The sequence below is a fragment of the Phyllobacterium brassicacearum genome, assembly GCF_003010955.1.
GTDB classification, from domain to species: Bacteria; Pseudomonadota; Alphaproteobacteria; order Rhizobiales; family Rhizobiaceae; genus Phyllobacterium; species Phyllobacterium brassicacearum.
Window position 1 is genome coordinate 240,407 of sequence record NZ_PGGO01000003.1, and the last position, 25,971, is coordinate 266,377.

Here is a 25,971-nt window from a genome sequence, read left to right on the forward strand (position 1 = left end):
CTCACTCCTTCGCAAATGTCACGCGAGCACCCTCGGCAACATCTTCCGGATATGGCGAGATGATGCGCGCATCGGCGGCGAGGCCCGACTGGACCTCGACATCCTTGGTCCCCCGAATCCCGGTCACGATCTCATGGCGTGAGGCCCGGCCGTCCTCGACCGTAAAAATTGCATTGCCGCGCAGCGCGAGCGAAGGGACCGTGAGCGCATTCTCCGCGACACGAATGACAATATTGACGTCAGTGGACATGCCGATCATCAATGGCGTGTCGTCGGGCAATTTGAAACGAACCCGATACGTCTTGGTGACTGGATCGCCTTTGGGCGTGATACTGTCGACGGTCGCCTCAAGGTTCTGGTTCGGGAATGCGTCGGAGCGCAGCAGTGCCCGCTGGCCAACTTTGACGCGTGGAATATCCTCCTCGTTGACGTCGGCGACCACAATGAGCGGCGACGGCTGACCGACCCAGAACAATATGGTTCCGGGTTCGGCGATCTCGCCGACCTCGCCATCATGGCGAAGCACGGTGCCCGTTGCCGGAGCCCTCAAAGCGTAGCTCTCGAGCTTCGCTTTCTGGCCGGCGACCAGCGCTTCAAGCTGGGCGACTTCGCTGCTTGCCCGGTCGACGGACTGTTGGCTCGTAGCGTTCCGTTCTACGAGGACGGATAGACGCTGATGATCGTCCCGAGCAAGACGCAAGCGCGCTTCGAGTTCAACAAGGGCTGCCTGCGCCTCGCTGGTGTCGAGACGGGCCAGCACTGCACCCTGCTCGACTGGCTTACCCTCACAATCACATTGTTCGACAATACGTTCGCGGACCAATGCGGTCACTTTTGCCCAGGTGCGCGGCTCAACGACACCATTCGCGTAGACGACTTCCGCCACGCTTCCACGCTTCGGCATCACCACAGTAACTGTTTGCGGCCGCTGGGTGTACCAGATGCCCAGGGCGCCCATCGCCAGGACTACGGCAACGGCGACAGTCAACCGCGATAATCGCATGATTATTTCTCTCCGGCACGAACGATATCAAGATTCAAACGAGGCGGACCATAGCAATAGACCGACCGTCGGTCTATATCAAAGTTAGAAAGATTTGTTGGGCGATGCGATCGTGTTTCCGTTATTCGTTTGTGAAGATAGAGTTTTCGAATCAAATCCGTAGGGAGACTGTTTGTGGTTCGGGTCATAAAAGCACCGGAGGTTCGGTATGCAGAGCTTCTTGACTGCGCGCAGCGCCTGTTTTTCGTCCACGGTTACGATAACACGACCGTAAACGACATCATTCACGAAGCTGGACTGTCTAAGGGCGCATTCTATCACTACTTCGATTCGAAATCCGCCCTTCTGGAGGCTCTTGCTGTGCGCATGGCACGCGACAGCATGACCGAACTTCAACCTATTCTGGACGATCCCGAGCTTGACGCAATCAGTCGCCTCAACGCCCTCTTCGCTGGGTCGCGGCGGTACAACATTGAGTATGCGCCCCAGATCCGCAAGACGTTCGAGGTCATCTTTCGCCCAGAGAACATCGTCCTCTTCCACCGCATGGACCAGGCGGTGACCGCCGTCGTCACGCCAGCCTTGGCGAAAATTCTGCGGCAGGGTGCCGAGCAAGGCGTTTTCGATGTTCCCGACCCGATTGCCTTCGCCGAGATGCTATTGCAGTTTCGGCTGAGCCTGGCAACAATGATGAACGACGCATTGCAGCAGGCGAAAGCTGGCAACGTGGATGCGGCGGCGGAGGCGCTTGCCGAACGGATGCGCCTTTACGGACTCGCGATCGACCGCGTGCTTAAACTGCCCGACGGAACGATTGAGGTCGCCGAAAAAGGCTTCGCGTACGCATTGATTAGCGAGCAATGATATACGTTGTAAATTTGGGCCACAGCCAACCATTTGCGAACGCTACACACCGCAACAAGCAAACTACATGTCCACCAGCTTTACGCCGACAGGCCCTTGGTGACGGGCAGTTTCTGGATCGTTCTTCCCGTTGCCGCCCGCAAGGCGTTCGCAACGGCAGGCCCTATCGGGGGAACGCCCGGTTCACCAACACCTGTCGGCGGTTCGTCGGAAGGCACTATATGGACCTCGATCCGGGGCATCTGTTCGATGCGCAACGGTGTGTAGCTGTCGTAGTTCTCCTGATCGACAATGCCCTTTGTAAGTGTCAGTTCCTCCTGCAGAATTGCACCGAGCCCAAAACCAATACCGCCTTCCATCTGAGCGCGGATCTGGTCAGGATTGATCGCAATCCCGCAATCCACAGCGCAAACCACGCGGTCCACCGTGAAATCAGTGGCGCTCCTGAACGTAATTTCCGCTATCTCGGCAACATAGGTTGAGAAGCTCTCGTGCAGCGCCACGCCGCGGAAGCGGCCCTCAGGCAGAGGCTTGTTCCAATCAGCTTTCTCGGCGGCGAGCCGCAGGACCGCTGCATGTCTTGGATGTGCCTCGAGCATGGATAGACGAAACTCGACTGGATCGCGCTTTGCCGCCGCCGCGAGATCATCCATAAAGGTCTCTATCGCATAGGCAGTGTGCGTCGAGCCGACCGATCGCCACCAGAGCACCGGGATTTTAACGTCCGTGGTCGTGAGTTCGACCTTGAGGTTCGGTATAGCGTAAGGAAGGTTGGATGCGCCCTCCACCGACGTTGCATCAACACCGTCCTTGATCATGGCCGCAAATGGCGAGCCTCCCAATATCGACTGACCGACGATGTGGTCGTGCAGTGCCACCAGTTTGCCGTCCTTGTCGAGGCCCGCCTTAAGCGAATGAACATAGGCTGGCCGGTACCGGCCGCCGCGCATGTCGTTTTCGCGAGTCCATTGCACCTTGACCGGGGCTTTCCAGCCGAGCGCCTTCGCAGTGGCAACGGCCTCGACAATGAGATCAGCGTCCGCCACCGCGCGACGACCGAAACTACCTCCGGTTTTCATGACGTGAAGCTTGACCTTGTCTGGTGTCGTCTCGCCGACCTGTGCGGCGACGGCCTGATAGAGATCCGGCATCTGGTGACCGCCCCAGATCTCGATGACACCATTCTCATCCTTGCGCGCCACCGCATTCAGGGGCTCGAGCGAAGCATGGACGAGATAAGGGAACTCATAATTCGCTTCCACAACACGGTCGGCCGCCGAAAGAGCCGCGGCAACATCACCATCATTGCGGGCGGTCGCGGCTGCCGGCCCTCCCGCAAGTCTCCGGTACTCTTCCAGGATCTCGGAGGATCCGCGTTGTTCAGCGTTTTTCTCGTCCCATTGCGCGGTAACGAGTTCCCGGCCCTTTAACGCCGACCACATGTCGCGGCCGACGACGGCGATGCCGCGCGGCGTCTGAACGACATCGACAACACCGTCAAATTCCTTGGCCTTCGCAGCGTCGAAACTCACAAGTTCAGCACCGAACTTTGGCGGATGGATCATAACAGCGGTAAGCAGGCCGTCCATTTTAACGTCGATCGTGTAGGATTGTGTCCCGTTGGTCTTGCCAATTGAATCGTAGCGCTTGAGCTTGTCCGACCCAATCTGGCTCCATTGCTCGCGCGATTTCAGCGGTACATTATCGGGAACTGGCAGTTCGCCAGCCGATGCCGATAGTTCACCGAAGGTCGCCCGTTTTCCCGATGAATGCGTTACGACGCCGGACGTGACATCAAGCTCGTTTTCCGGCACGTTCCAGGCTTTTGCCGCTGCAGCTGTGAGCATCATCCGGGCAGTCGCACCGGCCTTGCGATAACGCTCCCATGATGAGGTCATGGACGTGGAACCGCCTGTTCCCTGGGCTATCCCGCCCCAGGCGAGATTGCCGTAGAGGGCGGGATTGCCTGACGCACCCACGACCTCCACCTGGGCCCAATCACCGCCGAGTTCTTCCATAACGAGTGTCGCAACACCGAAGTAAGAGCCCTGCCCCATTTCGAACTGGGAAGAATGGATCAAGATCTTGTTTTCCGGGGTGATCTCAACATAAGCCTGGAAGGGATTGGGCTGTGCCGGCGCTGGGGCCGTCTGAGCACTCGCCGGATCGCTTGCTATCAACTTATAGCCGACAACGAGGCCAGCGGCCGTTGCCGTGCCAACAAGAAACTGCCGGCGGGTTGCACGTACTGTGTTGGGGTCAAAACGGGATTGCAACATGATCAGGCCTCCAGTCTGTGCGCGGCTTCGTGGATTGCCGCGCGGATGCGCTGATACGTTGCACAGCGGCACAGGTTCCCGCTCATCGCGGAATTGATATCTTCATCAGTCGGCTTCGGCGTCTCGGTCAGAAGTGCCGATGCCGACATGATCTGACCAGACTGGCAATATCCGCATTGCGGAACATCAAGTTCGGCCCAAACAGTTTGAACCATTTGCCCCACCTTGCCGGACAGCCCCTCGATTGTCGTGATCTTGGCACCTTCGACATCGCCGATAGAGGTTTGGCATGAGCGTGTCGCCGTCCCGTCAATATGGACGGTGCAGGCTCCGCACTGCGCCATCCCGCACCCGAACTTTGTTCCAGTTAAACCAATGACATCGCGGATGGCCCAGAGCAGCGGCATCTCTGGATTGACGTCAAGCGTTTGCGCTTTGCCATTAAGGGTAAAAGCAACCATAACACGCCCTCCTATTGAGCATTAGATGCTTACGCCCCTATTGGCTGGCACAGGACGCATTTGCGTCGAGGCGTAGCTATCTCAAGCTTAGGGTCGCGCTGATCGTCCAGCAAGGTGGGCAACGTCTACCTCACGGGATCGTGAAATTAATTGTTCGCACCCACAGGCGACCGCCGCCAAGCGCGTTCAAAAAAAGGCCGGCGGAGCGATCCACCGGCCTTCCTCATTCGGTTCGAAGTCAAAACCTCAGTTCTTGGCTTTGTCGACCAGCTTGTTCTTGCCGATCCACGGCATCATGCCACGCAGCTTCTCACCAACCTCTTCGATCTGATGCGAGTCATTCATGCGGCGGATACCCTTGAAGCGCGAAGCGCCTGCCTTGTATTCCTGCATCCAATCGGACGTGAACTTGCCGGTCTGGATATCGTGCAGAACGCGCTTCATCTCCGCCTTTGTCTCGGCTGTGATGATACGTGGACCGGTAACATACTCGCCCCATTCGGCTGTGTTGGAGATTGAGTAGTTCATGTTGGCGATACCGCCTTCATAGATCAGATCGACGATCAGCTTCACTTCGTGCAGGCATTCGAAATAGGCCATTTCCGGCGCATAACCTGCTTCCACCAATGTTTCGAAGCCAGCGCGGATCAATTCGACCAGGCCGCCGCAGAGAACAACCTGCTCACCGAACAGATCGGTTTCGCACTCTTCGCGGAAATTGGTTTCGATGACGCCCGAACGGCCGCCGCCAACACCGCAGGCATAAGAGAGCGCGAGATCATGGGCATTGCCCGATGCGTCCTGATGGATCGCGATGAGGCAAGGAACGCCGCCGCCTTTCTGGTATTCGCCGCGTACCGTGTGCCCCGGACCCTTTGGCGCGATCATCACAACGTCGACAGACTTCTTCGGCTCGATCAGACCGAAATGCACGTTCAGGCCGTGGGCGAAAGCAATGGCCGCGCCGTCGCGAATGTTGTCTGCGATATGATCCCGGTAGATGTCGGCCTGCAGTTCGTCCGGGGTCGCCATCATCATCAGGTCGGCCCACTTGGCAGCTTCAGCAACGCTGACAACCTGGAAGCCATCGGCTTCCGCCTTTTTAGCGGTTGCGGAACCCGGACGAAGTGCAATGCGCAGTTCCTTCGCGCCGGAATCCTTGAGATTGAGCGCATGGGCGCGACCCTGCGATCCGTAGCCAATGATGGCGACCTTCTTCGACTTGATCAGGTTGATGTCCGCATCGCGGTCATAATATACACGCATCGATCTATTCCTTCCCGTGTTAGGATCTAGTGGCCGTCATCGGCCGCTTTCGTATGAACTCCATAAAGAGCCAGAAACTGCTGTGTCGCCCGCCGGGCATCCCGGTTGATCGCCGCTTCAGTCAATTCGAACCGGTCACCCAGCAGCAACCGGATTTGCACATCACGGACAACCAGTCCGAAAAAGGTGCGGAATGCCTCGTCCGTATCGTCGAATGACATGAGACCGGTATCCCGCCCAAGCTGAAGCAGCGGCTTCAGCCGGCGTGCCATGGCAAACGGACCGTTTTCGAGAACGATGGCGCCAAGATCATGTTTATCGCTACCGGCATGCCCGACCGCGACCCGGTTGAGCGCGACGGAAATGGTGCCCGACAGGACGCGCAGCCAGTCTGAGGCAAAACGCTCAAGGCCGCTGGTCAACGACGTCAGGCTGAACGCTTCCGGATCGACGGGTACCCCCCTAACCTTCGCTGCCTGCCATTGCACAGTCGCTGTCAGAAGTCCGTCGCGGTCGCCGAACCACTTGTAGAGGCTTTCTTTGGAGCAACTCGCGCGTCGCGCTACGCTCGTCATCGTCAATGTGTCGCCGGCTTCAACAAGCAGAGTAAGCGCCGCATCGAGTACGTCCTTCTGACGCTCGGTCAATGCGTTCTCGCTGACTTCCACTGCTGGCTGCACTCGCTATCTCCCGCCGTACCGTACCGTACGTTACGGCAGGGTTGTAGTATGGCGGAACGCGTTTGACAAGTAGTCTCGATAAAGATTCTGGCCTATACAATCCGAGTTTTGGATGAACTCATCCCAAACCGTACAACTTCTGCCGAAACCGGAACAAGAAAGTGCGATTCTGGTTCAAGATTTTCAATCGCTGATTGTTTTTTCAGTGTGCCCGGTTGATTTCGTGGGCCTCGCCTAGATGTTGACCTGCGTTCCGATTTCGACAACCCGTCCGGTGGGGATCTGGAAATACTCCGTTGCGTCGCTGGCTGTTCGCGCCAGCGCAATGAACAGTCGGTCCTGCCAGCGTGGCATTTCAGAGCGTGCCGATGCCTTCAAGGATCGCCGCGACAGGAAGAACGAAGTCGTCATGATGTCGAACTTCCAGCCCTGCTTGCGGCAGATCGCCAAGGTGCGCGGTATGTTTGGGCGCTCCATGTAGCCGAATGTCAGTGTGACACGCATGAACAGATCGTTGATCGGTTCGATCCGTACCCGATCGCTCTTTTTCACCAGCGGTGTTGGTGCCGTAACCACGGTCAGGATCACATTATTCTGGTGTAAGACCTTGTAATGCTTGAGACTGTGCATGAGAGCTGTCGGTGTGCTCTTCGGATCGCCGGTAAGGAATACTGCGGTGCCGGGCACGAGAGTCGGCGGATTTTCCGCCATCTTCTTGGAGATCAGGTCAAGCGGTACTTCACCTTTGCGGGTCTTTTCGAAGAGCTGGCGGCTGCCGCGTACCCAGGTGGCCATGACGAGGATGATCAGGAATGCCACGACCAGCGATGCCCAACCGCCATCAACCACTTTGATCAGGTTGGCGCTGACGAAGGTGATGTCAATGATCAGGAAGCAGAGTGTCACTGACACTGCAACCCACATACGCCACTTCCAGATGCGGCTCATCACGATGAAAAGCAGCGTCGTCGTAACGATCATATTGCCGGTCACGGCGATACCGTATGCCGACGCGAGATTGGACGAGCGCTCGAAACCGAGCACGAGCAGAATAACAACAAGCCCGAGCAGCGCGTTGACTCGGGGCAGATAGACCTGCCCGGACTGCTTTTCGGACGTGTGCTCAATGTTGAGGCGCGGCAGAAGATTGAGCTGTACCGCCTGCCGGGACAAGGAGTAAGCGCCGGAAATGACTGCCTGGCTGGCGATGACTGTTGCCATCGTGGCGAGCACCACCATTGGCAAAAGGGCCCAATGCGGGAACATTTCAAAGAAGGGATTCTTGGCGGCTTCGCCATGAGCGAGGATGAATGCGCCTTGTCCGAAATAATTCAGCAACAGACATGGGAAGACAATCCACATCCAGGCCGTGGCAATGGGCTTGCGACCGAAATGACCAAGATCTGCATAAAGCGCCTCAGCGCCCGTAACAGCCAGAAACACAGTACCAATTGTCGGAAATGCCGTTGCCGGATTCTCAACAATGTATTCCACGGCATAAACCGGGTTAATCGCCGCGAAAACGCTCAAATCGTCGGCGAGATGCCAAAGACCGAAGAACCCCAGCGCTAGAAACCAGAGGAATGTGATCGGGCCAAAGATCGTTGCAACGCGCGCCGTGCCGAATCGTTGGACTGAAAACAATGTGAGCAGAATGACGAGAGTGATCGGAACGATAAATGGCTGAAGCGCTGGCGTTACGATCTCGAGACCTTCAACGGCAGAAAGCACTGAAATCGCCGGTGTGATCACGGCATCGCCGTAAAATAGCGAAGCACCGATAATCCCGAGGGCCAAAATGAGTTGTGGGCGAGTCTTGAAGCTTGCCCGTGCCAAGGCCATCAGGGATAGGATGCCCCCCTCGCCGTCATTATCGGCGCGAAGAACGAACAAAACATACTTGATGGTTACGATAACTGTCAGCGCCCAGAAAATCATGGACACAACGCCGAGCACATCGGTGCGGCTCAAGTTTCCGTCGAGGGACGCTGCATGAAGCGCTTCGCGAAAAGCATAGATCGGACTAGTGCCGATATCGCCATAGACGACGCCGAGAGCACCAAGAACAAGCACCGGAAAAGCTTCTTTGTGATGATGCGGATCCGGTTCATAGGTGACGGTACCGTTATCGCAGTTCTCGTCGCCCAGTTGCTGGTCAATCATATAGGTTTTCCCTCGCTCCGACAGCGTGGGCGGACGAGTTAGTCGTGTTGCAACGCAATATCAATCGCCATTTATTCATAGCTCTCTACTCACGTTATGCAAAAACGCATGGCAACGCAAATCCTCCGCACGAATCAAAGGGCTAGTCCTTGAGCGCATCGATGAATCTTTTCACAGCTCCAGACATTCCATGCACCAAAGCATCTGCGGTCAGTCCATGACCGATCGAAACTTCAAGTAGATTTGGCACTTTCTTGACCAGTGCAGGGAGATTGGCAACCGTCAGATCGTGCCCCGCATTGACGCCAATTTCTGCTTCTGCCGCGGCAGAACCTGCCACTTCCAGCTTTGTCAGCTCATCATGCTCGCGGCGCAGATCGTCGTAAGCGCCGCCGTAGGGGCCAGTATAGAGCTCGATCCGATCAGCGCCAAGCGCCTTGGCAGCGAATGGGGCCTCGGAGTTCGGATCAACAAACAATGAAACCCGGACGGCCTGGCGTTTCAAACGTTCAATGATGGGCTGCAAGAATTCCGCATCCCGCTGCAAGTCCCAGCCGTGATCGGATGTGGACTGCGCCGGATCGTCAGGTACCAGCGTCACCTGTTCTGGTTCATTCTCCGCGATGAGGTCCAGGAATTCCGCCGTCGGATAGCCCTCGATATTGAACTCGGCCTGTGGAAACTCGTCATCTATCAAGGCGCGGATCGCCGGCAGATCGGAAAAACGGATATGTCTCTGATCCGGACGCGGATGCACTGTGAGCCCGGACGCCCCGGCCGCCAGAGCGATACGTCCGAGGCTGATAACATTTGGCCAGGGAAGGTCGCGTCGATTGCGAAGCATCGCAATTGCATTGAGATTAACGGAGAGTGTCGCTGTCATCGTGGGTTAATGTCCGGCAGGGAGTCCTGCCATGTCTTTTACATGAGAAATGCGACATTAAACATTTCTATTTCAATAAAAGACAAAGACCGAAGGATCGTTGGAAACAGTTAGTGGACTGGGACTGCAGCAAGGTCACCCAACAGACCAAACAGCTCGGAATCTCAAATCAAGAAACTCTTTAGCTCGGCAACGAGCGTTTCTGGAGAATCGTCCTGAACAAGGTGCCCCGCCATCGGAACGGTGTGAAATCGGGCGTTCGGAATGCGCGACGCTAGTGTGCGTCCTCGCTCGATGGGTATCCATCTATCCTCCTCGCCCCAAAGAATGAGGACAGGACAACGAACGGTTGATATCCGATCGGCAATTTCATCCGTAAACCTTTGATCCATAAGCGCAATTTGCCGATAGAATGCCGCCTGCCCAACGTCGCCGCGCCAAGGCGAACAATAGAGATCAAGGATTTCAGCAGGCAGTGGCCGAAAGGCAGCACCACTCACATAAGCAGCAAGAATGGCATCGTGTATATAGGGAGGCAGTCCGCTGAGGGCCCCCTCATGCTTGCGCACATGCTGTACAAAAGGCGATCCCCACGGTGCAATCGCAACAGGATCGATCAGTGTGAGCGAAGCAAAGTCCACGCGATTGAGGAGGTGGGTTCGCAGTGCTGTTGCACCGCCGAAATCGTGGGCAACGACATCAGGCCGTTCAATTCTCCAGTGCTGCAGCAGCCGGGCGAACAAATCATTCTGAATGCCGAGCGAAACGTCCTGGCCCTCGCGCATCTCGGATTGGCCGTAGCCGAGCAGATCAAAGAAATAGACGCGCCGATCACGAGCAAAATGAGGAGCAATCCTACGCCACACGACCGATGAAAATGGCGTTCCATGCACAAATATCAGCGGCGGGCCATCGCCGATCACGCCAAAACGCACTGATTGGCCTTTGAACAGGAACTCTTGCGGCAGATCCCACAAGATGCTCGCGTTGCTTTTGGTCATTAACAAGCCTCGCTTCTCGCCTGGCTCATTGAAGCTTAGAAAGCGAGCTGAGACGAGCAAAGTCTTTTGATGGGCGGTTAAATTTCCCTGAAGCTTGCTCTATCGCACCACAGTCAGACGTTCGGCTGCGCGAGTGATTGCCGTATAGAGCCAGCGCTCGCGTGTGTCCCGAAAGGCGTAGCTTTCGTCAAAAAGCACAACGTCGTCCCATTGCGAACCTTGGGCCTTATGGGTTGTCAGCGCATAGCCATAGTCGAAATCATCAAACCGTTTCTTGGTCTGCCACGGAATTTCGGTATCCGGATCCTCAAACTGCGCTTTGAGCAGCTTGATTTTGGCGACGCCCCTGCCCGGCTCCTCATCTTCCGGGGCAACGAGAAGGTTGATGCCCGGTTTGACCGTTTCCCGCGATGAGGTCATCACTTTCCAGAGCGAACCGTTGAGCAGTCCTTTCGCGGGGTCGTTACGCAAGCAAACAAGCTTGTCTCCGGCCTGTGGAAAGGAAGCGGAAAAACCCTTTAGTTCGCGCAGCCGCTGATTGTAGCGTCGCCGCGTTCGGTTCGTACCGACCAATACCTGGTCAGCGCCGAGCACCAGCTCTTGCGTCACGTCGGTCTTGGAAATGACCTTCGCTGCGCCGAAATCCCCGTAACTGAACTCCCGCCCTTCGCGAACGTCGAGTGCCAGACGTATGATAGGGTTGTCGCGCGCCTGGCGATGAATTTCGCTCAAGAGGAAGTCGGGTTCATGCTCGGTGAAAAAGCCGCCACCGGAGATCGGCGGCAACTGACCGGGGTCGCCCAGCACAAGAATGGGCGTGCCGAAGCTCATGAGGTCGCGCCCCAATTGCTCGTCGACCATCGAGCATTCGTCGACAACGATGAGCTTGGCCTTTGCCACCGGGCTCTGCCGGTTCAGCGAGAATGTTGGCGCTATGCTGGTTTTGCCGGTGGTTTCATCCTCGACCGCTTCTTCGCCGCGTGGCCGATAAATCAACGAGTGCAGCGTACGGGCATTGGTGGCACCTTTGGAACGAAGCACCTGCGCCGCCTTGCCTGTAAATGCGGCGAATTGAACGTCCCCTTCGATGTGCTCCGCGAAATAACGCGCAAGGGTCGTCTTGCCAGTTCCAGCATAGCCGAAAAGCCTGAAAATCGGGCTGCGCCCGTCCTTCAGCCATTTTGAAACGTCCCGAAGCGCTTCATCCTGTTGCGGTGATAATTGCATGACCCTGAGTGAAGGATTCGGCGACCAAGGGCAAGGAAAATGGGGCGACCTTACCTAATACTATAGGTTATCGGGATTTCCGGGACGTATCTGTCCCTCGCCAATACGGCCGAATTTATTGTCGACCATGCGGAAGCGATCACCTTTGACCTGCAGCCGCCAGCAAATCTTCTCCTCTTCGCCTTCATAGGTCAGGCAGAGGCTGTCCTTCTCCAGCGTCCAATCACCCGCATAGGACATGCCCTTTGTCAGGATCTGTTCCGGCCTGCAGCATTCGATCATCTTGCCGCGAGACTTACCATCCGGTCCCAGGAATTCACTGAAGTTGAACGGAGGTTCCGCTTTGACTTCTCCAGTCAGCGTTGCTCCGGTGATCACCTTGCGCAGCTCCTCTTCCGTCGTTGCTGGCCAGGAAGCATCTTGCGCCATGGCGTGATTGCCAATGAGCACCTGCCCGGAAATCAAAACGCACAACGCCAGACGGCGCACTCTCAATGACATTTGCATCTCAGGACCGGTCCGGATCATTTTCAAGTTTGATTGGTTGGCCATGCGGTGTCGCGTGGGCAGCACGTTGCCAAGCGGCGGCGAGATCGTCAATATCGCCTCTGCCCGCGATATTCTTCGTCGTAATGATCGACTCCAGCGCGGCAAGCCAGCAATGATAGTAATCGCTGGCGTCATCGAGGGCATCAGGACGCTTCAGCTCCGCTGAAAGTGAATTCGCCCATTCGTCCCAGCTGAACAGACCCCGGTCATGCAGTGCAATCACCATGGCAAAGGCTTCTGCTTGCCAAGGTTCGGCAAACACCGGCGTATCGCTGTGTCCTGGAATGCCTCGCGAATGCGTAATCAGCTCACGCAGGCTCAAGGTAGTTCTCCCAGGCATCGATGCTGACAGTCAAAGTGGGATCCGCCTCATCGCCCCAGATTTCGGTCGCAGGAAAGACAACCGTGTACACGTATTGCGGGTTCTCACCCTTACCGTGAGCATTCGTATCAGGGAAAACAAACCCGTCGCGCACTGCTTCAATTCGTCCGCTCTTCCCTCGGGCATAGCGCGGCAAACGCGTGTGTGTCTGCGGACTGAAATTGTGCGTGCGCACCCGATCGCCCACCTTGAAACGAGGGGGCGCCGCAACGGGCCGATCGCAAGGTCCGCCTTTGGCAAGAACCGCGGCCACGTTCTCTGCTTTCAGGACGCGCTTTGGCTCGGTCCCCTTGCCAAGTGAATGGCCTTCTTTCAGTTCTTGTACCGAAACGAATCCATGTCGTTCCAGCAGGATCTCCAGCGCCTTGATCCAGATCTCGTAATAGGTGGAGGAGTAATAGTCCGCAGGATGCAAGCTCTCGCGCGCATGCCGGCTTTCATCAATATTCCAGTGCCCCATGGCCCCGGCGGCAATTGTCAGGCCAAGCGCACGCCTCTCCCAATCGGCATGGAAGAGCGGCTCGTCCTTTTCCGGTGCAACGGGGCCGAATCCCATCTGCCCGCCAAGGTCCTGGGGGCCGTTCATGCGGCCCCCGGTGCAAGCGCCAGCCCCGTCCCAATCATCGAGTCGCGCGTGACGAGATCAGCCAATTGGCCTTCGCTCAATCCCTCTGTTCCCGCCGGACGCATAGGCACGACGAGATAACGCAGTTCAGCGGTCGAATCCCACACGCGGATGTTGGTCGTTGCCGGAAGGATAAGATCGAACTCGCCAAGGACGCCGCGCGGATCGATGACGGCCTTTGAGCGGTAAGGTGGCGATTTGTACCAGACAGGCGGCAGACCAAGCACGGACCATGGGTAACAGGAGCAAAGCGTACAAACGACCAGATTGTGCGTATCCGGCGTGTTGAATACCGCCTGCATGTGCTCACCCTGTCGCCCGGTGTAGCTCAGCGATGCAATCGCCTCCGTTGCATCGCGCTTCAGCCAATCGGCATATTCGGGATCGACCCAGGCCTTGGCAACTACCTTGGCGCCATTACGGGGCCCGACCTTTGTCTCATAGGTCTCGACAATTGCGTCGATAGCCAGCGGATCAACAAGACCTTTTTGAGTTAAAATCGTCTCCAACGCCCGGACGCGCGCCGCCATTGGGTCGAGTTCGTTATCGTGATGGTGGTCATCGTGATTGTGTGGCATCGAAAAACCTTATGCGCCTCTTTCTGCGGGCGCAAGCTCACTTCAACATCGGCCACAGGCTGGCAACGAGCAGAACCGCCATACTGATGTTGAACCATTTCAATCGCACGGGATTTGCAAGCCAACCGCGCATCATCTGACCGAAGGCCGCCCAGCTCGATACCGAGGGTATATTGACGAGTGCAAAAGCAATGCCGACGATTAACACGGTCGCGAAATAAGCGTCTGGTGACGTGTAGGTGGCCATCGCCGTAATAGCCATGACCCACGCCTTCGGATTGATCCACTGAAATGCAGCAGCTTCCAGGGAAGTCATGGGCTGAGCCTTGCCATCGACCTCATTGAGCGAACGTGACATGGCAATTTTATAGGCGAGGTAAACCAGATAGGCGCCACCAGCAATCTTCAGAACCGTATAAAGCAGCGGGAACGTTTGGATCAACGCGCCGAGACCGAGCCCTACACCAAGCAGCAAAGAGAAGAAGCCTCCTCCGATCCCGAACATGTGGGGAATAGTGCGTTTGAAGCCGAAATTGACGCCCGATGCCAGGAGCATGAGATTGTTCGGCCCGGGCGTGATCGAGGTGACAAAGGCGAAAACAAGTAGTGTCAGAAAAATCTCGGGCGTCATCGTCAACCAACCTGATAAATGGCCGAACGCTAGGATCGGATGCCATTTGACTCAACATCAATCTTGTCAGGGATACAATTTGCATATCCCCGACTTGATCTCACTACTTTCCGACGTTTGCGCCTGATTACATGCCCAATGGGCCGCGATTCATTGCTGCGACGCCGGTCCGGCAGATTTCAACGAGCCCCAATGGCTTCATGATCGCGATGAACTGATCAATCTTCGAACCTTTGCCGGTGATCTCAAAGATGAAATGCTCCGTCGTTGCATCAGTTACCTTGGCGTGAAAGGCGTCTGCCAGACGCAGCGCTTCGTTGCGATGTTCACCAAGGCCCGCGACTTTCACCAGGGCCAGCTCGCGCTGGATCGGTTTGTCGTGGCCCAATTCATCTGCCCGTACGGAAAGGTCAACAACCCGATGCACTGGAACAATGCGTTCCAACTGATGGCGGATCTGGTCGAGGACGTGCGGCGTCCCTCGTGTCACAATGGTGATGCGCGACAGATGCTGTTCGTGTTCGGTCTCAGAAACCGTAAGGCTTTCAATATTGTAGCCCCGTCCTGAGAATAGGCCGATAACGCGGGCAAGGACGCCCGGTTCGTTGTCGACAAGAACCGATAGGACCGTGGTCACCGGTAGCTCCGTTTCCTTGGCGATGAAATATGCCGAGCCGGAGGCCAGATTTTGAGCGTTCATTCTATTTATCCTCTCCGGTTACTTAAACGAGCTGTCTGCCCTTGGCATCGATGGCGTTGGCAACTGCCTCATCCGTTGCTTCATCGGGCAGGAGCATTTCATTATGGGCCTTGCCAGATGGAATCATCGGGAAGCAATTTGCCAGATTCGCAACACGGCAATCGAACAAGACCGGCTTCTTGACATCGATCATCTCCTGAATCGCATCGTCAAGATCGCCCGGTTTTTCGCAACGGATGCCGTGGCCACCGTAGGCTTCAGCCAGCTTGACGAAGTCAGGCAACGCCTCCGTATAGGAGTGCGACAAGCGGTTGCCGTGCAACAACTGCTGCCACTGGCGCACCATGCCCATATATTGATTGTTCAGGATGAAGATCTTGATCGGAGCGTCATATTGTACAGCGGCACTCATCTCCTGCATGGTCATCTGCACGGAGGCATCGCCCGCGATGTCGATGACCAGCGAATTCGGGTGAGCGATCTGCACGCCCAATGCCGCCGGCAGACCATAGCCCATTGTGCCAAGCCCGCCTGATGTCATCCAGCGGTTCGGTTTTTCAAACCCGTAGAACTGCGCCGCCCACATCTGGTGCTGACCGACTTCAGTGGTGATGTAGGTGTCGTGATCCTTCGTCAGCGCATAGAGGCGCTCTAGCGCGTGTTGCGGCATGATCACGTCCTTGTTGCGCGTGTAGGACAAGGACTTGCGTGCGCGCCATTTATCGATCTGCGACCACCATTCACCAATGGCTTTTTTGTCGGGTTGGGTTGAAGATGCCCGCAACAGACGGACCATGTCTTCGAGTACGTTGGCTACGTCCCCGATGATTGGAACGTCGACGCGAACGGATTTGTTGATTGAGGACGGGTCGATATCGATGTGGATTTTCTTCGAGTCTGGCGAAAAGCCACTGATGCGACCGGTAATTCGGTCATCAAACCGCGCTCCGATGTTCAACATGACATCACAATCATGCATGCTCATGTTGGCTTCATAGGTTCCGTGCATGCCGAGCATGCCGAGCCAGTTCTTGCCGGATGCCGGATAGGCACCCAACCCCATCAACGTAGACGTGATCGGGAAATTGGTGATCTCAACCAGTTCACGCAACAGTTTGCTGGCTTCATTGCCGGAATTGACGACACCACCGCCCGAATAGACTACTGGACGCTTTGCCGATACCAGCAGCGCAACGGCTTGCTTGATCGCCTCGATGTCACCCTGAACTTTTGGATGATAACTTGTGCGCGGGGCAGTTTCCGGCGGCGTGTACATGCCAGTCGCAAACTGAACGTCCTTGGGAACGTCGACGAGAACGGGACCTGGCCGGCCGGTCTTGGCCACGTGGAAAGCCTCGTGCAGAACACGTGCCAGATCGTTGACGTCTTTCACCAACCAATTGTGCTTGGTGCAAGGGCGTGTGATGCCGACGGTATCGCATTCCTGGAACGCATCTGAGCCAATCAGGCTCGTTGGAACCTGCCCACTGATGCACACGAGCGGGATGGAATCCATCAATGCATCCTGAAGCGGCGTTACCGCATTCGTGGCGCCGGGGCCTGACGTGACCAGCATGACACCGACTTTGCCTGTCGAACGAGCATAGCCTTCTGCCGCATGACCCGCACCCTGTTCGTGGCGGACCAAAACGTGATTGATCTTGTCCTGTTGGAAAAGTTCATCGTAAATCGGAAGGACAGCGCCGCCCGGGTAACCGAAAATATCTGTAACGCCCTGGTCAATGAGGGCCTGCACCACCATTTCGGCACCGGTCATTTCGCGACGTTGCGATGTGTGGCTGTCACTGTCCTGTTTTTCTGCGGTCATCGATCTTTTCCCGTATATTCTGCGGCGCGCGGCACTTCAGATGATTTTTCGTTTAGCTGACATGTTGAAAATAAAAAAGGCCCCCGAAGGAGCCTGTGTTTCGCGCATGGGAGCTTTCGCCGGGTGCTTACAACACCCTGCCCATGCGCGATCCCACGACGATAAGAACTGTTTTCATGGGCGCGGACGATAATTTGGCAAATTCTATCCGTCAACGGCAAAATGCAGTTGAATTGAAATTGCCTGGTATTCATCAGCGGACTGCACCAAACAACCGTCAAATGCGAGCAACTGCGCTAATATATTCTCAATGCCTTGAGCATAAAGTGCCGGATCAAGTCTAAACAATAGAGTTCCCATTAGTTCCCGGATTGAATATCACCAATGAGCTCTGAAGCCTTGCACTCCGAACAGCCAAGGCCACTGGTTCGAAACCGAACCGATGGACATGTCATCGAGTGTAATGGCGAGAAGGCCATCATTCACGCCAAGACCGGTCCATCAGTGCTTGCTTCAGACGATTACTGGGTCGTCGGGCAACTGATATCTATCCAGGTGGCCACCAGCCGCGTCGTTGGCCTCGTTTACAAGGTGGATCTCCCGATCGCCGAATGGGGACAAGGTATTGATCAAAGCATTCACATCCATGTCGAACTTGTCGGTCAGGTTAAAACGCTAGCCGATGGCACGTTGCGATTTTCGTCGGGCATCGCCACATACCCGCATATGGGCGCGATAGCTCACCGCATCCGCGCAGCAGATTTGGCGACAATCTACACGACCACCCTCAAGAACACCGTCTCGGTTGGTCACCTCTCGCAAAATGCCGATATCCCTGCGCTGATCTCGATCGATAGCCTCATTTCACGGCACTTCGCGGTGTTAGGGAGCACAGGCGTCGGTAAATCGAGCGCGGTGTCACTGCTCCTGCGCAAGATAATCAAGCAGCGCCCGGATCTGCGCGTGCTGATCCTCGATCCGCACAATGAATTTGCCAGTGCGTTTCCCGAGCATGCAATATCGATCGACTATACGACATTTAACCTGCCCTATTGGCTGTTCAGGCTGGAAGAATTTGCCGAGGCCGTCTTCCGCGGAAGACCTGTTATCCCTGCTGAGGTCGATATATTGCGCGACCTGATCCCGGTCGCCAAGGAACGTTTTGCAAGTGCCGACGCTGCGACCTCGGCTTCGCTTTTGAAAAAGGATCGCGACTATTCGTCGATGACGGCAGACACACCCGCGCCCTATCGGATGGCCGATCTTATCAAACTGATAGAAGAGCGCATCGGTCAGTTGGATGGCAAACCAGATCGTCCGACAATGAAAGCACTCAAGCAGCGATTGCAAGCGCTGGTTGCTGATCCACGCTATCGTTTCATGTTTTCAGCGCCCACGACGCTCGACACGATGCGCCAAACCATCGGGCACATCTTCCGGATTCCGAAGAACGATCGCCCCATTTGCGTGTTCCAGCTGGCCGGGCTGCCATCTGAAGTAGTCAATTCAGTCGCATCGGTGCTCTGCCGCATAGCTTTCGACCTTGCCGTATCCAGTGATGGCCGCGTGCAGACACTCGTTGTTTGCGAAGAAGCCCATCGCTACATCCCTGCCGATGCGAATGCAGCCTTCTGGCCGACGCGCCAGGCCATCGCCCGCATCGCTAAAGAAGGCCGCAAATACGGCGTCTATCTCTCGGTCGTCACCCAGCGCCCGGGTGAGCTGGACGCAACCATTCTTTCCCAATGCAGCACTGTCTTTGCGATGCGGCTTGGCAACGAACGGGACCAGGAAATCATCCGCGGCGCCATTACAGGAGCATCACAGAGCACGATCGGATTTCTGTCTTCCATTGCCAACCGCGAGGCCATCGCCTTCGGAGAAGCGGTTCCGACACCCATGCGCATGATGTTCGAGACGATCCCTGCCGATCAGCTTCCCGCAGCACATATGGCGAAAACGCAAGAATCGGTGCGCCTCGGCGATTCCCATTTATCGCTCGACACCATATTGATGCGTATGCGCCAGCTCAATGCAGCGGAAACCAGCGGCAGTGACGATACGGCCGACACTTTGGAAGGTATCGTCAGCGCGCCAGTTGCGAGCCAGCGCCTATCGACTTTGTCCCAGGAGCCGGCACGGTCGCAATGGCGGAGCACCGACACGACAGTTCGCAATCCAGAGCCCCTGAAGCCTCAGCCCGAGAACACAGAACGATCCCGGGCAAGTGATCTGATCCGAACTTTCCGCAACGACAAGACCTGACAACTCACGGATAAGGTAATCTCTCCCAATCGTCGCCAAGCTGGTTGCGAAACCAGGTCATTTGCCGCTTGGCATATTGCCTGGTGGCAATTGTCGCAAGCTCCGCGGCTTCGTCGGCCAGAACGCGGCCAGCGAGTACCTCTGCAATTTCCCGCACTCCAATGGCACGCATCGCCGGTAGATCGGGCGAAAGACCAAGCGATAGCAACGCCTTCACTTCATCCATCGCTCCGCCCTTCATCATCATCCCGAACCGCGATGCGATCCGCTCGCCCAACCATTGCCGATCAGGCTCGATGACAATCTTTCGCGCGTCGTCAGTGTCGATCAGCGGTTTGCCGGTTTCGCGCTGCCATTCAACGATCGAACGACCCGAGGCATCGAAAACTTCCAGCGCCCGCACGATTCTTTGGCTGTCCGTCGGGCGTAGTGTTGACGCGCCCAACGCGTCTTTTTCTGCAAGGATAGCGTGGAGCCTTTCCGCCCCTTGCTCGGCATCCTGTCTGCGCCAATAGGAGCGGACCGTTGCAGGAATATCCGGCATGGCCGACAAACCACCCAAGAGCGCACGGAAATAGAGTCCCGTTCCACCAACGAAAATCACAGTCTTTTCATATAGTTCTGGCTTAGCCAGCACGCATTCGACATCGGAGTGCCAACGGCCGGTGGAATAGGCTGTGATAGGCGAAACATGGCCATAGAGATAATGAGGAACAGCTTTCAGGTCTTCGGGACTCGGACGAGCCGTCAACATATTCAACACATCATAAACCTGCATGGAATCCGTGTTGACGATGACGCCGCCGGTCTCGGTTGCCAAACGAAGCGCAAGCGCTGACTTGCCGCTGGCCGTCGGTCCGGCTATCAGGATTGCCTGTCTTGTCGTCACTCTAACCGTCCAATCGGAAAATCGCCCATGTCGTTGATGGCCACGCTCATCGCCAATCCCGCCACATCAGGCTTGGTACCCTCTCTCGGGATTAAAGCCTCGGCTGCCGTCAATGCAACAGGTCTTTATTGGCTGGCGGACGGAATTGCCTGTGACATTGCCCTCCGTGACGGGACGTATGCCGCAGATGCCCATGCGGAACTGACGCGCGCAATCGATGGCGCTCCGATCGATATTGTGGTGCAAAATCAAGATTCTAGACGGAAAAAGATACTCATCGCCGACATGGACTCAACCATGATTCAGCAGGAGTGTATCGATGAGCTGGCGGAAGAGGCCGGGCTTCGCGACAAAGTCGCGGCCATCACCGCGCGGGCGATGAATGGCGAGATCGCCTTTGAACCTGCCTTGCGCGAACGGGTGGCACTTCTGAAAGGCCTGCCCTATTCGGTCATCGACAAAGTGATTGCCAGCCGCATCACGTTGATGCCAGGCGGTCCCGAACTGGTGCGGACAATGAAGAAACATGGCGCCTATACCGCGCTTGTATCAGGTGGGTTCACTGTCTTCACGCAGCGCATCGCCGACATGATCGGATTTCATGAAAATAGTGCTAACGTCTTGATAGACAATGGAATAGCCCTGACCGGAGAGGTGAAAAAGCCCATCCTCGGCCGCGAGGCAAAGGTAGCAGCCCTTACATCGATCTGTGAGCGTTTCAGCCTGTCACCACAGGAGGCAATTGCCGTCGGTGACGGCGCCAACGACCTCGGCATGCTGCAATTGGCCGGTACGGGAGTGGCGCTGCATGCCAAACCATCCGTTGCTGCCCAGGCCAAGGTGAGGATCGATCATGGCGATCTGACCGCTCTCCTTTATATCCAGGGCTACCGGAAGTCGGATTTCGTCGTCTGATCCGTTTCGCGTCTTTACACCAATTTCTCGCGCGAACGTTGCAAAACTTGTCTCAAAATCGCGATTTCCTGTACGAGAATCGTAGCAATCCGTACGAAATCCGTAAAGCTATTGTGCGAATCCTGGTCGGGCTTTGCCTATGACCGGATCAATCCATCTGAAGTGTCACGAAGCGCAGTTCGCCGGTCTTTGATGCAAGCATAAGGAGAGCATTCTTACGGCCTTCGTCGCGAAGCTTCTCGATTCGGGCGGCGACATCGTCCGGACTCGAAACCGCTTCCTGCGCAATGTCGACGATCACATCGCCGGCCTGAATGCGTTTGTTGGCGGCAACCGAGTCGTTCTGAACCTCGGTGATCAAAACGCCCTGAACCTCCTTCGAGATACCGAATGATTTGCGGGTGTCATCATTGAGCGTATCGAGGGTCATGCCAAGCACGTCGACATTCTGAACAGCACCGTCTTCACCCTGACCTGTCTGGTCATCCTTCTTCGCCTGTTGTTCGCTATCCTCCAGACGGCCGAGGGTAACCTTCACGGTTTCCTCCTTGCCTTTGCGGACAATGACAACGTCTACCTCTTTGCCCACCGGGCTCTCCGCAACGACACGCGGCAGATCCTTGACGTTGTTTACCGGCTTGCCGTCGAAGCGGATGATGACATCGCCCGCCAGGATCGAGCCATTGGCGACTGGGCCGCCATCGATAATGCCAGCAACCAGAGCGCCCTTGCTCGACGGCATGCCGAGGCTCTCGGCAATCTCGTCCGTAACGGGCTGAATGCGAACACCAAGCCAGCCACGCCGTGTCTCGCCAAACTCGCGTAGCTGCGCAATGACACCGGAGGCGAGTTCCGCCGGAATTGCAAAACCGATGCCGATCGAACCGCCCGTTGGCGAAATGATCGCGGTATTGATGCCGATGACCTGGCCATACATGTCGAAGAGCGGGCCACCGGAATTGCCGCGATTGATAGCAGCATCGGTCTGGATGAAATTGTCGTACGGACCCGAGTTGATATCGCGGTTGCGTGCCGAAACGATACCGACCGTCACCGTGCCGCCAAAGCCAAATGGATTGCCGATCGCCATGACCCAATCACCAATGCGGGTCTTGGACGAATCGCCAAATTTCACGGCAACCAGCTTGTGCTTCTTCGGATCTACCTTGAGCACGGCAATGTCGGTCTTGGTATCCTTGCCGACCAGTTCAGCCTTCAGCTTCGAGCCGTCATTGAAATTCACTTCAATCTCGTCCGCATCGGCAATGACGTGATTGTTGGTCACAATAATGCCCTGCTGGGCGTCAACGACAAAACCCGATCCGAGTGACTGAACCTTGTGAGACGGATTGTTTTGGCCAGGATTCTGCTTGCCGAAATACTCATCAAAGAACTCCTGGAAGGGTGAGCCTTCCGGAACTTTCGGCATCGGTATAGGCCCCGAATCCCCATCCTGACCTTTCACAGTCTGGGATGTGGAAATATTGACGACAGCGTCTATCAGCCCATCGGCGAGATCTGCCACCGATGCCGGTCCTTGCGCCCTCGGTTGTTCACTGTTGGGAACAGGGACAGGCTGTGTCTGGGCACGGGCGACTGTCACGAACGCGGGTGTGGCACTTGTGGCAGCAAAGGCAATCAACGCGATTGCCGCTGTTGCGGAACGGAGAACGGGGCGACCAGTTTTGAAAACCATGCGTTCGGGCCTCTATCGATGAGCGCGGATAATACAACAGAACGGCGAGAGTAGACAAAAATATGACCGCCGACACGAAGGTTTGATGAAAGGCGAGAACGATTTCGCCTTTTATCCGCGCGTCAGCCACACGACTGCCACGCCTACTGCAACGGAAGCAACACCCGCAATACGCAGGAATCCATCCGGCTGTTCACTGACATCGCGGGCCAAGCGCTTTGCAATCAACGGAAAACAGCCGTAGAGGAGCCCCTCGAATACGAGGAACAACCCTACGGCATCCATAAAATCAACCATCACAAGGCCGCCCTATTGAGGGGCGGGTGCTGGTGGTGCCGGAGTGACCGGCGGCGTTGTACCGCTGACCGGCGGCAAAGCACCGTTCGAGTCCTGGAAATAGCGGAAGAACTCGGAATTCGGCGACAGCACCATCGTTGTTCCGGTGTTGTCCAACGCCGTGCCATAGGCAGTCATCGACCGATAGAAGGCAAAGAAGTCCGGATCCTTTGAGAAGACTTCAGCAAAGATGCGGCTGCGCTCGCCCTCGCCCTGGCCTCGGGCGATTTCCGATTCCTTGCGGGCTTCCGCGATGATTTCGACAACCTGGCGATCGGCGATGGCCTTAATACGCTGTGCTGCTTCACGGCCGCGTGCACGCAGGCGCTCAGCTTCCGCCAGACGTTCTGCCTTCATGCGGTCGAACGTCTGTTGCGAGACCTCCTGCGTCAGGTCTGTCCGGCGAATACGCACATCGGTGATCTGCAGGCCGAGCGATTCCGCATCAGGACGAAGCTGTTCGCGCACTTCGTTCATCATGCCGGCACGCTCGTCCGACAGGGCAGCCTCAAAGCCACGCAGACCGTAGACGCCGCGCAACGAAGCATCGAGGCGGGTACGCAAACGAGCTTCTGCAAGCGTCACGTCACCGGAAACAGTTTGACGGAATTTCCGCGGGTCGGTGATCTGATAGACCAGAAAGGCATCGACCTCGTAGAACTTGCCGCCCGAAACCTGAACACGGATGTTGTCCAGTTCGAAGCTCAGGAGCCGATCTTCGATCATCTGCACATTATCAGCCTCGAGAAAACCGAAGGGCAGCTTGAAATAGATGCCGGGATCGGCTTTCACATCGACGATCTGACCAAAGCGCAGGACGATGGCCTGTTGACCGGCCCTGACGACAAAGATGGACGAATAAGCCAGCAAGGCGATGAACGCGATCAGGCCCGCATATAGAGGAAAACGGTTCTGGTTCATTGCTTTGTCCCCTCGACGGTGGCCGGGCGCGGCCTGGAGATTTCCTGCAAGGGCAGATAGGGCACGACACCCTGACCGCTCTGGTCGATGATCACCTTGTTAGAGTCTTTGAGAACGCGCTCCATGGTCTCGAGGAAAAGCCGCTTGCGCGTGACCTCCGGTGCCTTGACGTATTCGTCGTAGACAGACGTGAAGCGCTGCGCCTCACCGGCGGCTTCTTGCACGATCCGGTTCTTGTAGGCAGCCGCGTCTTCTCGGATCTGCGCGCCTTCACCACGGGCTTGACCGAGCTTCTGATTGGAATATTGGTTCGATTCCTCAACGAAACGGTCTTCGTCCTGCTCGGCACGCTGAACTTCATCGAAGGCGTCGGCCACTTCGCGAGGCGGCGCGGCATCTTCGATCGACAGAGCATTGATTGCAACGCCCGCGCCATAATCATCAAGGGTTTTCTGGATGATGCCTCGCACGTCATTGGCAATGCCGGCGCGGTTATCACGGAAGATGTCCTGCGCCGGGCTACGGCCAACGATCTCGCGCATAGCGCTCTCGGAAACCTGCTGTACGAGGTTTTCCGGGTTTTCGACATGGAAGAGATAGGCAACGGGATCAGAGACGCGGTAGAGCACGGAGAACTGCACATCGACGATGTTCTGGTCGCCGGAAAGCATCAGGCCTTCCTTGGCACCGCGAGCACCCTGCCCGCCAATATTCTTCTGCTTCTCAACGATCTCGACCTTTTCATAGGATTCAATCGGCCACAAGTGGAAATGCAGGCCCGGTTCGGAAATGTCCGGCTTGGGTTTGCCGAAACGCAGCTCGACGGCGCGTTCATCGGGCTGAACGGTGTAAATTGACTGGAACAGCCAGAATGCAACCAGAGCCAGACCAACTAGGCCCCAGATTGCCGGGCTGCCGCCTGAACCTCCCGGAAGCGCCTGGCGCAAACGATCCTGACCGCGGCGGAGAATGTCTTCGAGATCGGGGGGATTGCCACCGCCGCCCCCTTGCGGCTTCTGACCCCAAGGGCCACCGCCGCCACTATTGTTACCGCCGCCGCCCCATGGGCCGCCGCCGCCGTTCTGATTACTCCAGGGCATTCCTACCTCTTAATTTGAACGAGAAGCACCACCCCAGTGGCAACCTCCCGCTAAGCTGATGTCCCGTTTATAGGGATGGCGGGGCACGCTTTCAACGCGCGCGGTCGCTTTTCAAGCGGATTTGGTAAAAAGACAAACGATTAAGCCCGTTTATCACGATATTTTCATATCGCTCTCATCATCCGGAAACTATCAGCGCCGCTCATATACGACGAAGCGTGTAGCATAATTGTCCTTTTCACCTGCCGGGAAATCTTCGCTGGAGATTTCTTCCCAGGTTTTCGGATCGATAGGAGGGAAATGGACATCGCCGTCAATCTCGGCCAACACCCAAGTCACATAGAGCCGGTCTGCCCTGTTCAGCGTCTGACGAAAAATCTCGCCGCCGCCAATGACGCAGATCTCATTGACCTTGTCCGCGCTGGCATGGCTCCCTGCGACAACCAGCGCTTCATCAACGGACCGGACCGCTATGACGCCATCAACGGCAAAGGCCGGATCGCGTGTAATGACGATGTTCGTGCGGCCCGGCAACGGCCTCCCAAGCGAATCCCAAGTCTTCCGCCCCATGATGATAGGCTTGCCCATGGTCGTGGCCTTGAAACGTTTGAGATCCGAGGACAAGCGCCATGGCAAACCATTCTCACGCCCGATCACGCCATTTTCGGCAATCGCAACAACAAAACTGATCATTCAGGCAACATCCGTTTCAAAGAGTATTCGTCTTGA

Annotated in this window: 25 protein-coding genes and 1 pseudogene; 4 read left to right on the forward strand and 22 right to left on the reverse strand. The window is 56.4% G+C overall.

Annotation, left to right across the window (positions count from 1 at the left end):
• Nucleotide 1: 1 nt before the first annotated feature.
• Nucleotides 2–1,003 (reverse strand): efflux RND transporter periplasmic adaptor subunit, encoded by a 1,002-nt coding sequence (locus CU102_RS06345; protein WP_106710173.1) that lies wholly within the window; start codon nt 1,001–1,003, stop codon nt 2–4.
• 174 nt (nt 1,004–1,177) lie between these two features.
• On the opposite strand from CU102_RS06345, the pseudogene CU102_RS30290 reads away from it, so the two are divergent.
• Both CU102_RS30290 and CU102_RS06350 read left to right on the forward strand, forming a co-directional pair.
• Nucleotides 1,178–1,348 (forward strand): annotated as a pseudogene (locus CU102_RS30290) (TetR/AcrR family transcriptional regulator); the annotation flags it as partial.
• Between the two features lie 21 nt (nt 1,349–1,369).
• On the forward strand, nt 1,370–1,867 hold the full coding sequence (locus CU102_RS06350) for a TetR/AcrR family transcriptional regulator (RefSeq protein WP_245425258.1): 498 nt from the start codon (nt 1,370–1,372) through the stop codon (nt 1,865–1,867).
• A gap of 80 nt (nt 1,868–1,947) precedes the next feature.
• On the opposite strand, the gene CU102_RS06355 is transcribed toward CU102_RS06350, so the two are convergent.
• The 15 genes from CU102_RS06355 to CU102_RS06425 all read right to left on the reverse strand — a co-directional run bounded on the left by CU102_RS06355 (nt 1,948) and on the right by CU102_RS06425 (nt 17,120).
• Nucleotides 1,948–4,146 (reverse strand): xanthine dehydrogenase family protein molybdopterin-binding subunit, encoded by a 2,199-nt coding sequence (locus CU102_RS06355; protein WP_106710175.1) that lies wholly within the window; start codon nt 4,144–4,146, stop codon nt 1,948–1,950.
• Nucleotides 4,147–4,148: 2 nt separating this feature from the next.
• Nucleotides 4,149–4,607, reverse strand: coding sequence for a (2Fe-2S)-binding protein (locus CU102_RS06360; RefSeq protein WP_106710176.1), 459 nt, complete (start codon nt 4,605–4,607; stop codon nt 4,149–4,151).
• A gap of 246 nt (nt 4,608–4,853) precedes the next feature.
• A complete protein-coding gene (gene ilvC, locus CU102_RS06365) occupies nt 4,854–5,873 on the reverse strand; it encodes a ketol-acid reductoisomerase (protein ID WP_106710177.1) in 1,020 nt (339 codons plus the stop codon).
• Between the two features lie 26 nt (nt 5,874–5,899).
• Nucleotides 5,900–6,553 carry a TetR/AcrR family transcriptional regulator gene (locus CU102_RS06370; RefSeq protein WP_106710178.1) on the reverse strand — a complete coding sequence of 218 codons (654 nt, stop codon included), beginning with the start codon at nt 6,551–6,553 and terminating at the stop codon, nt 5,900–5,902.
• A gap of 234 nt (nt 6,554–6,787) precedes the next feature.
• Nucleotides 6,788–8,716, reverse strand: coding sequence for a potassium transporter Kup (locus tag CU102_RS06375; RefSeq protein ID WP_106710179.1), 1,929 nt, complete (start codon nt 8,714–8,716; stop codon nt 6,788–6,790).
• A gap of 142 nt (nt 8,717–8,858) precedes the next feature.
• Complete coding sequence (locus CU102_RS06380) at nt 8,859–9,599, reverse strand: pyridoxine 5'-phosphate synthase (RefSeq protein ID WP_106710180.1); 741 nt, start codon at nt 9,597–9,599, stop codon at nt 8,859–8,861.
• 164 nt (nt 9,600–9,763) lie between these two features.
• Complete coding sequence (locus tag CU102_RS06385; protein ID WP_106710181.1) at nt 9,764–10,600, reverse strand: alpha/beta fold hydrolase; 837 nt, start codon at nt 10,598–10,600, stop codon at nt 9,764–9,766.
• 99 nt (nt 10,601–10,699) lie between these two features.
• Complete coding sequence (locus CU102_RS06390; RefSeq protein WP_106710182.1) at nt 10,700–11,827, reverse strand: ATP-dependent DNA helicase; 1,128 nt, start codon at nt 11,825–11,827, stop codon at nt 10,700–10,702.
• A 60-nt stretch (nt 11,828–11,887) separates the two neighbouring features.
• The gene (locus tag CU102_RS06395; RefSeq protein ID WP_133624403.1) at nt 11,888–12,328 is read right to left on the reverse strand and encodes a hypothetical protein; all 441 of its coding nucleotides are present in this window, start codon (nt 12,326–12,328) and stop codon (nt 11,888–11,890) included.
• Nucleotides 12,329–12,335: 7 nt separating this feature from the next.
• On the reverse strand, nt 12,336–12,698 hold the full coding sequence (locus CU102_RS06400) for a nitrile hydratase accessory protein (RefSeq protein WP_425351527.1): 363 nt from the start codon (nt 12,696–12,698) through the stop codon (nt 12,336–12,338).
• A complete protein-coding gene (gene nthB / locus CU102_RS06405; RefSeq protein WP_106710185.1) occupies nt 12,685–13,344 on the reverse strand; it encodes a nitrile hydratase subunit beta in 660 nt (219 codons plus the stop codon). The genes CU102_RS06400 and nthB overlap by 14 nt, the downstream gene beginning before the upstream one ends.
• Nucleotides 13,341–13,961 carry a nitrile hydratase subunit alpha gene (gene nthA, locus CU102_RS06410; protein ID WP_106710186.1) on the reverse strand — a complete coding sequence of 207 codons (621 nt, stop codon included), beginning with the start codon at nt 13,959–13,961 and terminating at the stop codon, nt 13,341–13,343. Before nthA ends, nthB begins: the two co-directional genes overlap by 4 nt.
• Before the next feature lie 37 nt (nt 13,962–13,998).
• Complete coding sequence (locus CU102_RS06415) at nt 13,999–14,592, reverse strand: LysE family translocator (RefSeq protein WP_106710187.1); 594 nt, start codon at nt 14,590–14,592, stop codon at nt 13,999–14,001.
• A 127-nt stretch (nt 14,593–14,719) separates the two neighbouring features.
• Nucleotides 14,720–15,292: an acetolactate synthase small subunit gene (gene ilvN, locus CU102_RS06420; RefSeq protein ID WP_106710188.1), complete on the reverse strand. Its 573-nt coding sequence runs from the start codon at nt 15,290–15,292 to the stop codon at nt 14,720–14,722.
• Between the two features lie 22 nt (nt 15,293–15,314).
• The gene (locus CU102_RS06425) at nt 15,315–17,120 is read right to left on the reverse strand and encodes an acetolactate synthase 3 large subunit (protein ID WP_106710189.1); all 1,806 of its coding nucleotides are present in this window, start codon (nt 17,118–17,120) and stop codon (nt 15,315–15,317) included.
• Nucleotides 17,121–17,504: 384 nt separating this feature from the next.
• On the opposite strand from CU102_RS06425, the gene CU102_RS06430 reads away from it, so the two are divergent.
• Nucleotides 17,505–19,385: an ATP-binding protein gene (locus CU102_RS06430; RefSeq protein WP_106710190.1), complete on the forward strand. Its 1,881-nt coding sequence runs from the start codon at nt 17,505–17,507 to the stop codon at nt 19,383–19,385.
• Nucleotides 19,386–19,389: 4 nt separating this feature from the next.
• Here the strand turns inward: CU102_RS06430 and miaA are convergent, their stop codons facing one another.
• A complete protein-coding gene (miaA, locus tag CU102_RS06435) occupies nt 19,390–20,274 on the reverse strand; it encodes a tRNA (adenosine(37)-N6)-dimethylallyltransferase MiaA (protein WP_106710191.1) in 885 nt (294 codons plus the stop codon).
• A gap of 27 nt (nt 20,275–20,301) precedes the next feature.
• Between miaA and serB the strand changes: the two genes are divergently transcribed.
• Nucleotides 20,302–21,189 (forward strand): phosphoserine phosphatase SerB, encoded by an 888-nt coding sequence (serB, locus tag CU102_RS06440; protein ID WP_106710192.1) that lies wholly within the window; start codon nt 20,302–20,304, stop codon nt 21,187–21,189.
• A 148-nt stretch (nt 21,190–21,337) separates the two neighbouring features.
• Here serB and CU102_RS06445 read toward each other — a convergent pair whose 3' ends face one another.
• From CU102_RS06445 to CU102_RS06465, 5 genes are all read right to left on the reverse strand, one after another.
• Nucleotides 21,338–22,885 (reverse strand): DegQ family serine endoprotease, encoded by a 1,548-nt coding sequence (locus CU102_RS06445; protein ID WP_106710193.1) that lies wholly within the window; start codon nt 22,883–22,885, stop codon nt 21,338–21,340.
• A 111-nt stretch (nt 22,886–22,996) separates the two neighbouring features.
• Nucleotides 22,997–23,182: a DUF2065 domain-containing protein gene (locus tag CU102_RS06450; RefSeq protein ID WP_106710194.1), complete on the reverse strand. Its 186-nt coding sequence runs from the start codon at nt 23,180–23,182 to the stop codon at nt 22,997–22,999.
• Nucleotides 23,183–23,194: 12 nt separating this feature from the next.
• Nucleotides 23,195–24,142 (reverse strand): protease modulator HflC, encoded by a 948-nt coding sequence (gene hflC / locus CU102_RS06455; RefSeq protein ID WP_106710195.1) that lies wholly within the window; start codon nt 24,140–24,142, stop codon nt 23,195–23,197.
• Nucleotides 24,139–25,242 carry an FtsH protease activity modulator HflK gene (hflK, locus tag CU102_RS06460; protein WP_106710196.1) on the reverse strand — a complete coding sequence of 368 codons (1,104 nt, stop codon included), beginning with the start codon at nt 25,240–25,242 and terminating at the stop codon, nt 24,139–24,141. The genes hflC and hflK overlap by 4 nt, the downstream gene beginning before the upstream one ends.
• A gap of 192 nt (nt 25,243–25,434) precedes the next feature.
• Nucleotides 25,435–25,935 carry a dihydrofolate reductase gene (locus CU102_RS06465; protein ID WP_106710197.1) on the reverse strand — a complete coding sequence of 167 codons (501 nt, stop codon included), beginning with the start codon at nt 25,933–25,935 and terminating at the stop codon, nt 25,435–25,437.
• Between the last annotated feature and the right edge of the window lie 36 nt (nt 25,936–25,971).

Bases quoted from the DNA above. Each gene is read 5' to 3' on its own strand.
- CU102_RS06345 (WP_106710173.1), bottom strand. From the start codon at position 1,003: ATGCGATTATCGCGGTTGACTGTCGCCGTTGCCGTAGTCCTGGCGATG.
- CU102_RS06350 (WP_245425258.1), top strand. From the start codon at position 1,370: ATGGCACGCGACAGCATGACCGAACTTCAACCTATTCTGGACGATCCC.
- CU102_RS06355 (WP_106710175.1), bottom strand. From the start codon at position 4,146: ATGTTGCAATCCCGTTTTGACCCCAACACAGTACGTGCAACCCGCCGG.
- CU102_RS06360 (WP_106710176.1), bottom strand. From the start codon at position 4,607: ATGGTTGCTTTTACCCTTAATGGCAAAGCGCAAACGCTTGACGTCAAT.
- ilvC (WP_106710177.1), bottom strand. From the start codon at position 5,873: ATGCGTGTATATTATGACCGCGATGCGGACATCAACCTGATCAAGTCG.
- CU102_RS06375 (WP_106710179.1), bottom strand. From the start codon at position 8,716: ATGATTGACCAGCAACTGGGCGACGAGAACTGCGATAACGGTACCGTC.
- CU102_RS06380 (WP_106710180.1), bottom strand. From the start codon at position 9,599: ATGACAGCGACACTCTCCGTTAATCTCAATGCAATTGCGATGCTTCGC.
- CU102_RS06385 (WP_106710181.1), bottom strand. From the start codon at position 10,600: ATGACCAAAAGCAACGCGAGCATCTTGTGGGATCTGCCGCAAGAGTTC.
- CU102_RS06390 (WP_106710182.1), bottom strand. From the start codon at position 11,827: ATGCAATTATCACCGCAACAGGATGAAGCGCTTCGGGACGTTTCAAAA.
- CU102_RS06395 (WP_133624403.1), bottom strand. From the start codon at position 12,328: ATGTCATTGAGAGTGCGCCGTCTGGCGTTGTGCGTTTTGATTTCCGGG.
- nthB (WP_106710185.1), bottom strand. From the start codon at position 13,344: ATGAACGGCCCCCAGGACCTTGGCGGGCAGATGGGATTCGGCCCCGTT.
- nthA (WP_106710186.1), bottom strand. From the start codon at position 13,961: ATGCCACACAATCACGATGACCACCATCACGATAACGAACTCGACCCA.
- CU102_RS06415 (WP_106710187.1), bottom strand. From the start codon at position 14,592: ATGACGCCCGAGATTTTTCTGACACTACTTGTTTTCGCCTTTGTCACC.
- ilvN (WP_106710188.1), bottom strand. From the start codon at position 15,292: ATGAACGCTCAAAATCTGGCCTCCGGCTCGGCATATTTCATCGCCAAG.
- CU102_RS06425 (WP_106710189.1), bottom strand. From the start codon at position 17,120: ATGACCGCAGAAAAACAGGACAGTGACAGCCACACATCGCAACGTCGC.
- CU102_RS06430 (WP_106710190.1), top strand. From the start codon at position 17,505: ATGAGCTCTGAAGCCTTGCACTCCGAACAGCCAAGGCCACTGGTTCGA.
- serB (WP_106710192.1), top strand. From the start codon at position 20,302: ATGTCGTTGATGGCCACGCTCATCGCCAATCCCGCCACATCAGGCTTG.
- CU102_RS06445 (WP_106710193.1), bottom strand. From the start codon at position 22,885: ATGGTTTTCAAAACTGGTCGCCCCGTTCTCCGTTCCGCAACAGCGGCA.
- CU102_RS06450 (WP_106710194.1), bottom strand. From the start codon at position 23,182: ATGGTTGATTTTATGGATGCCGTAGGGTTGTTCCTCGTATTCGAGGGG.
- hflC (WP_106710195.1), bottom strand. From the start codon at position 24,142: ATGAACCAGAACCGTTTTCCTCTATATGCGGGCCTGATCGCGTTCATC.
- hflK (WP_106710196.1), bottom strand. From the start codon at position 25,242: ATGCCCTGGAGTAATCAGAACGGCGGCGGCGGCCCATGGGGCGGCGGC.
- CU102_RS06465 (WP_106710197.1), bottom strand. From the start codon at position 25,935: ATGATCAGTTTTGTTGTTGCGATTGCCGAAAATGGCGTGATCGGGCGT.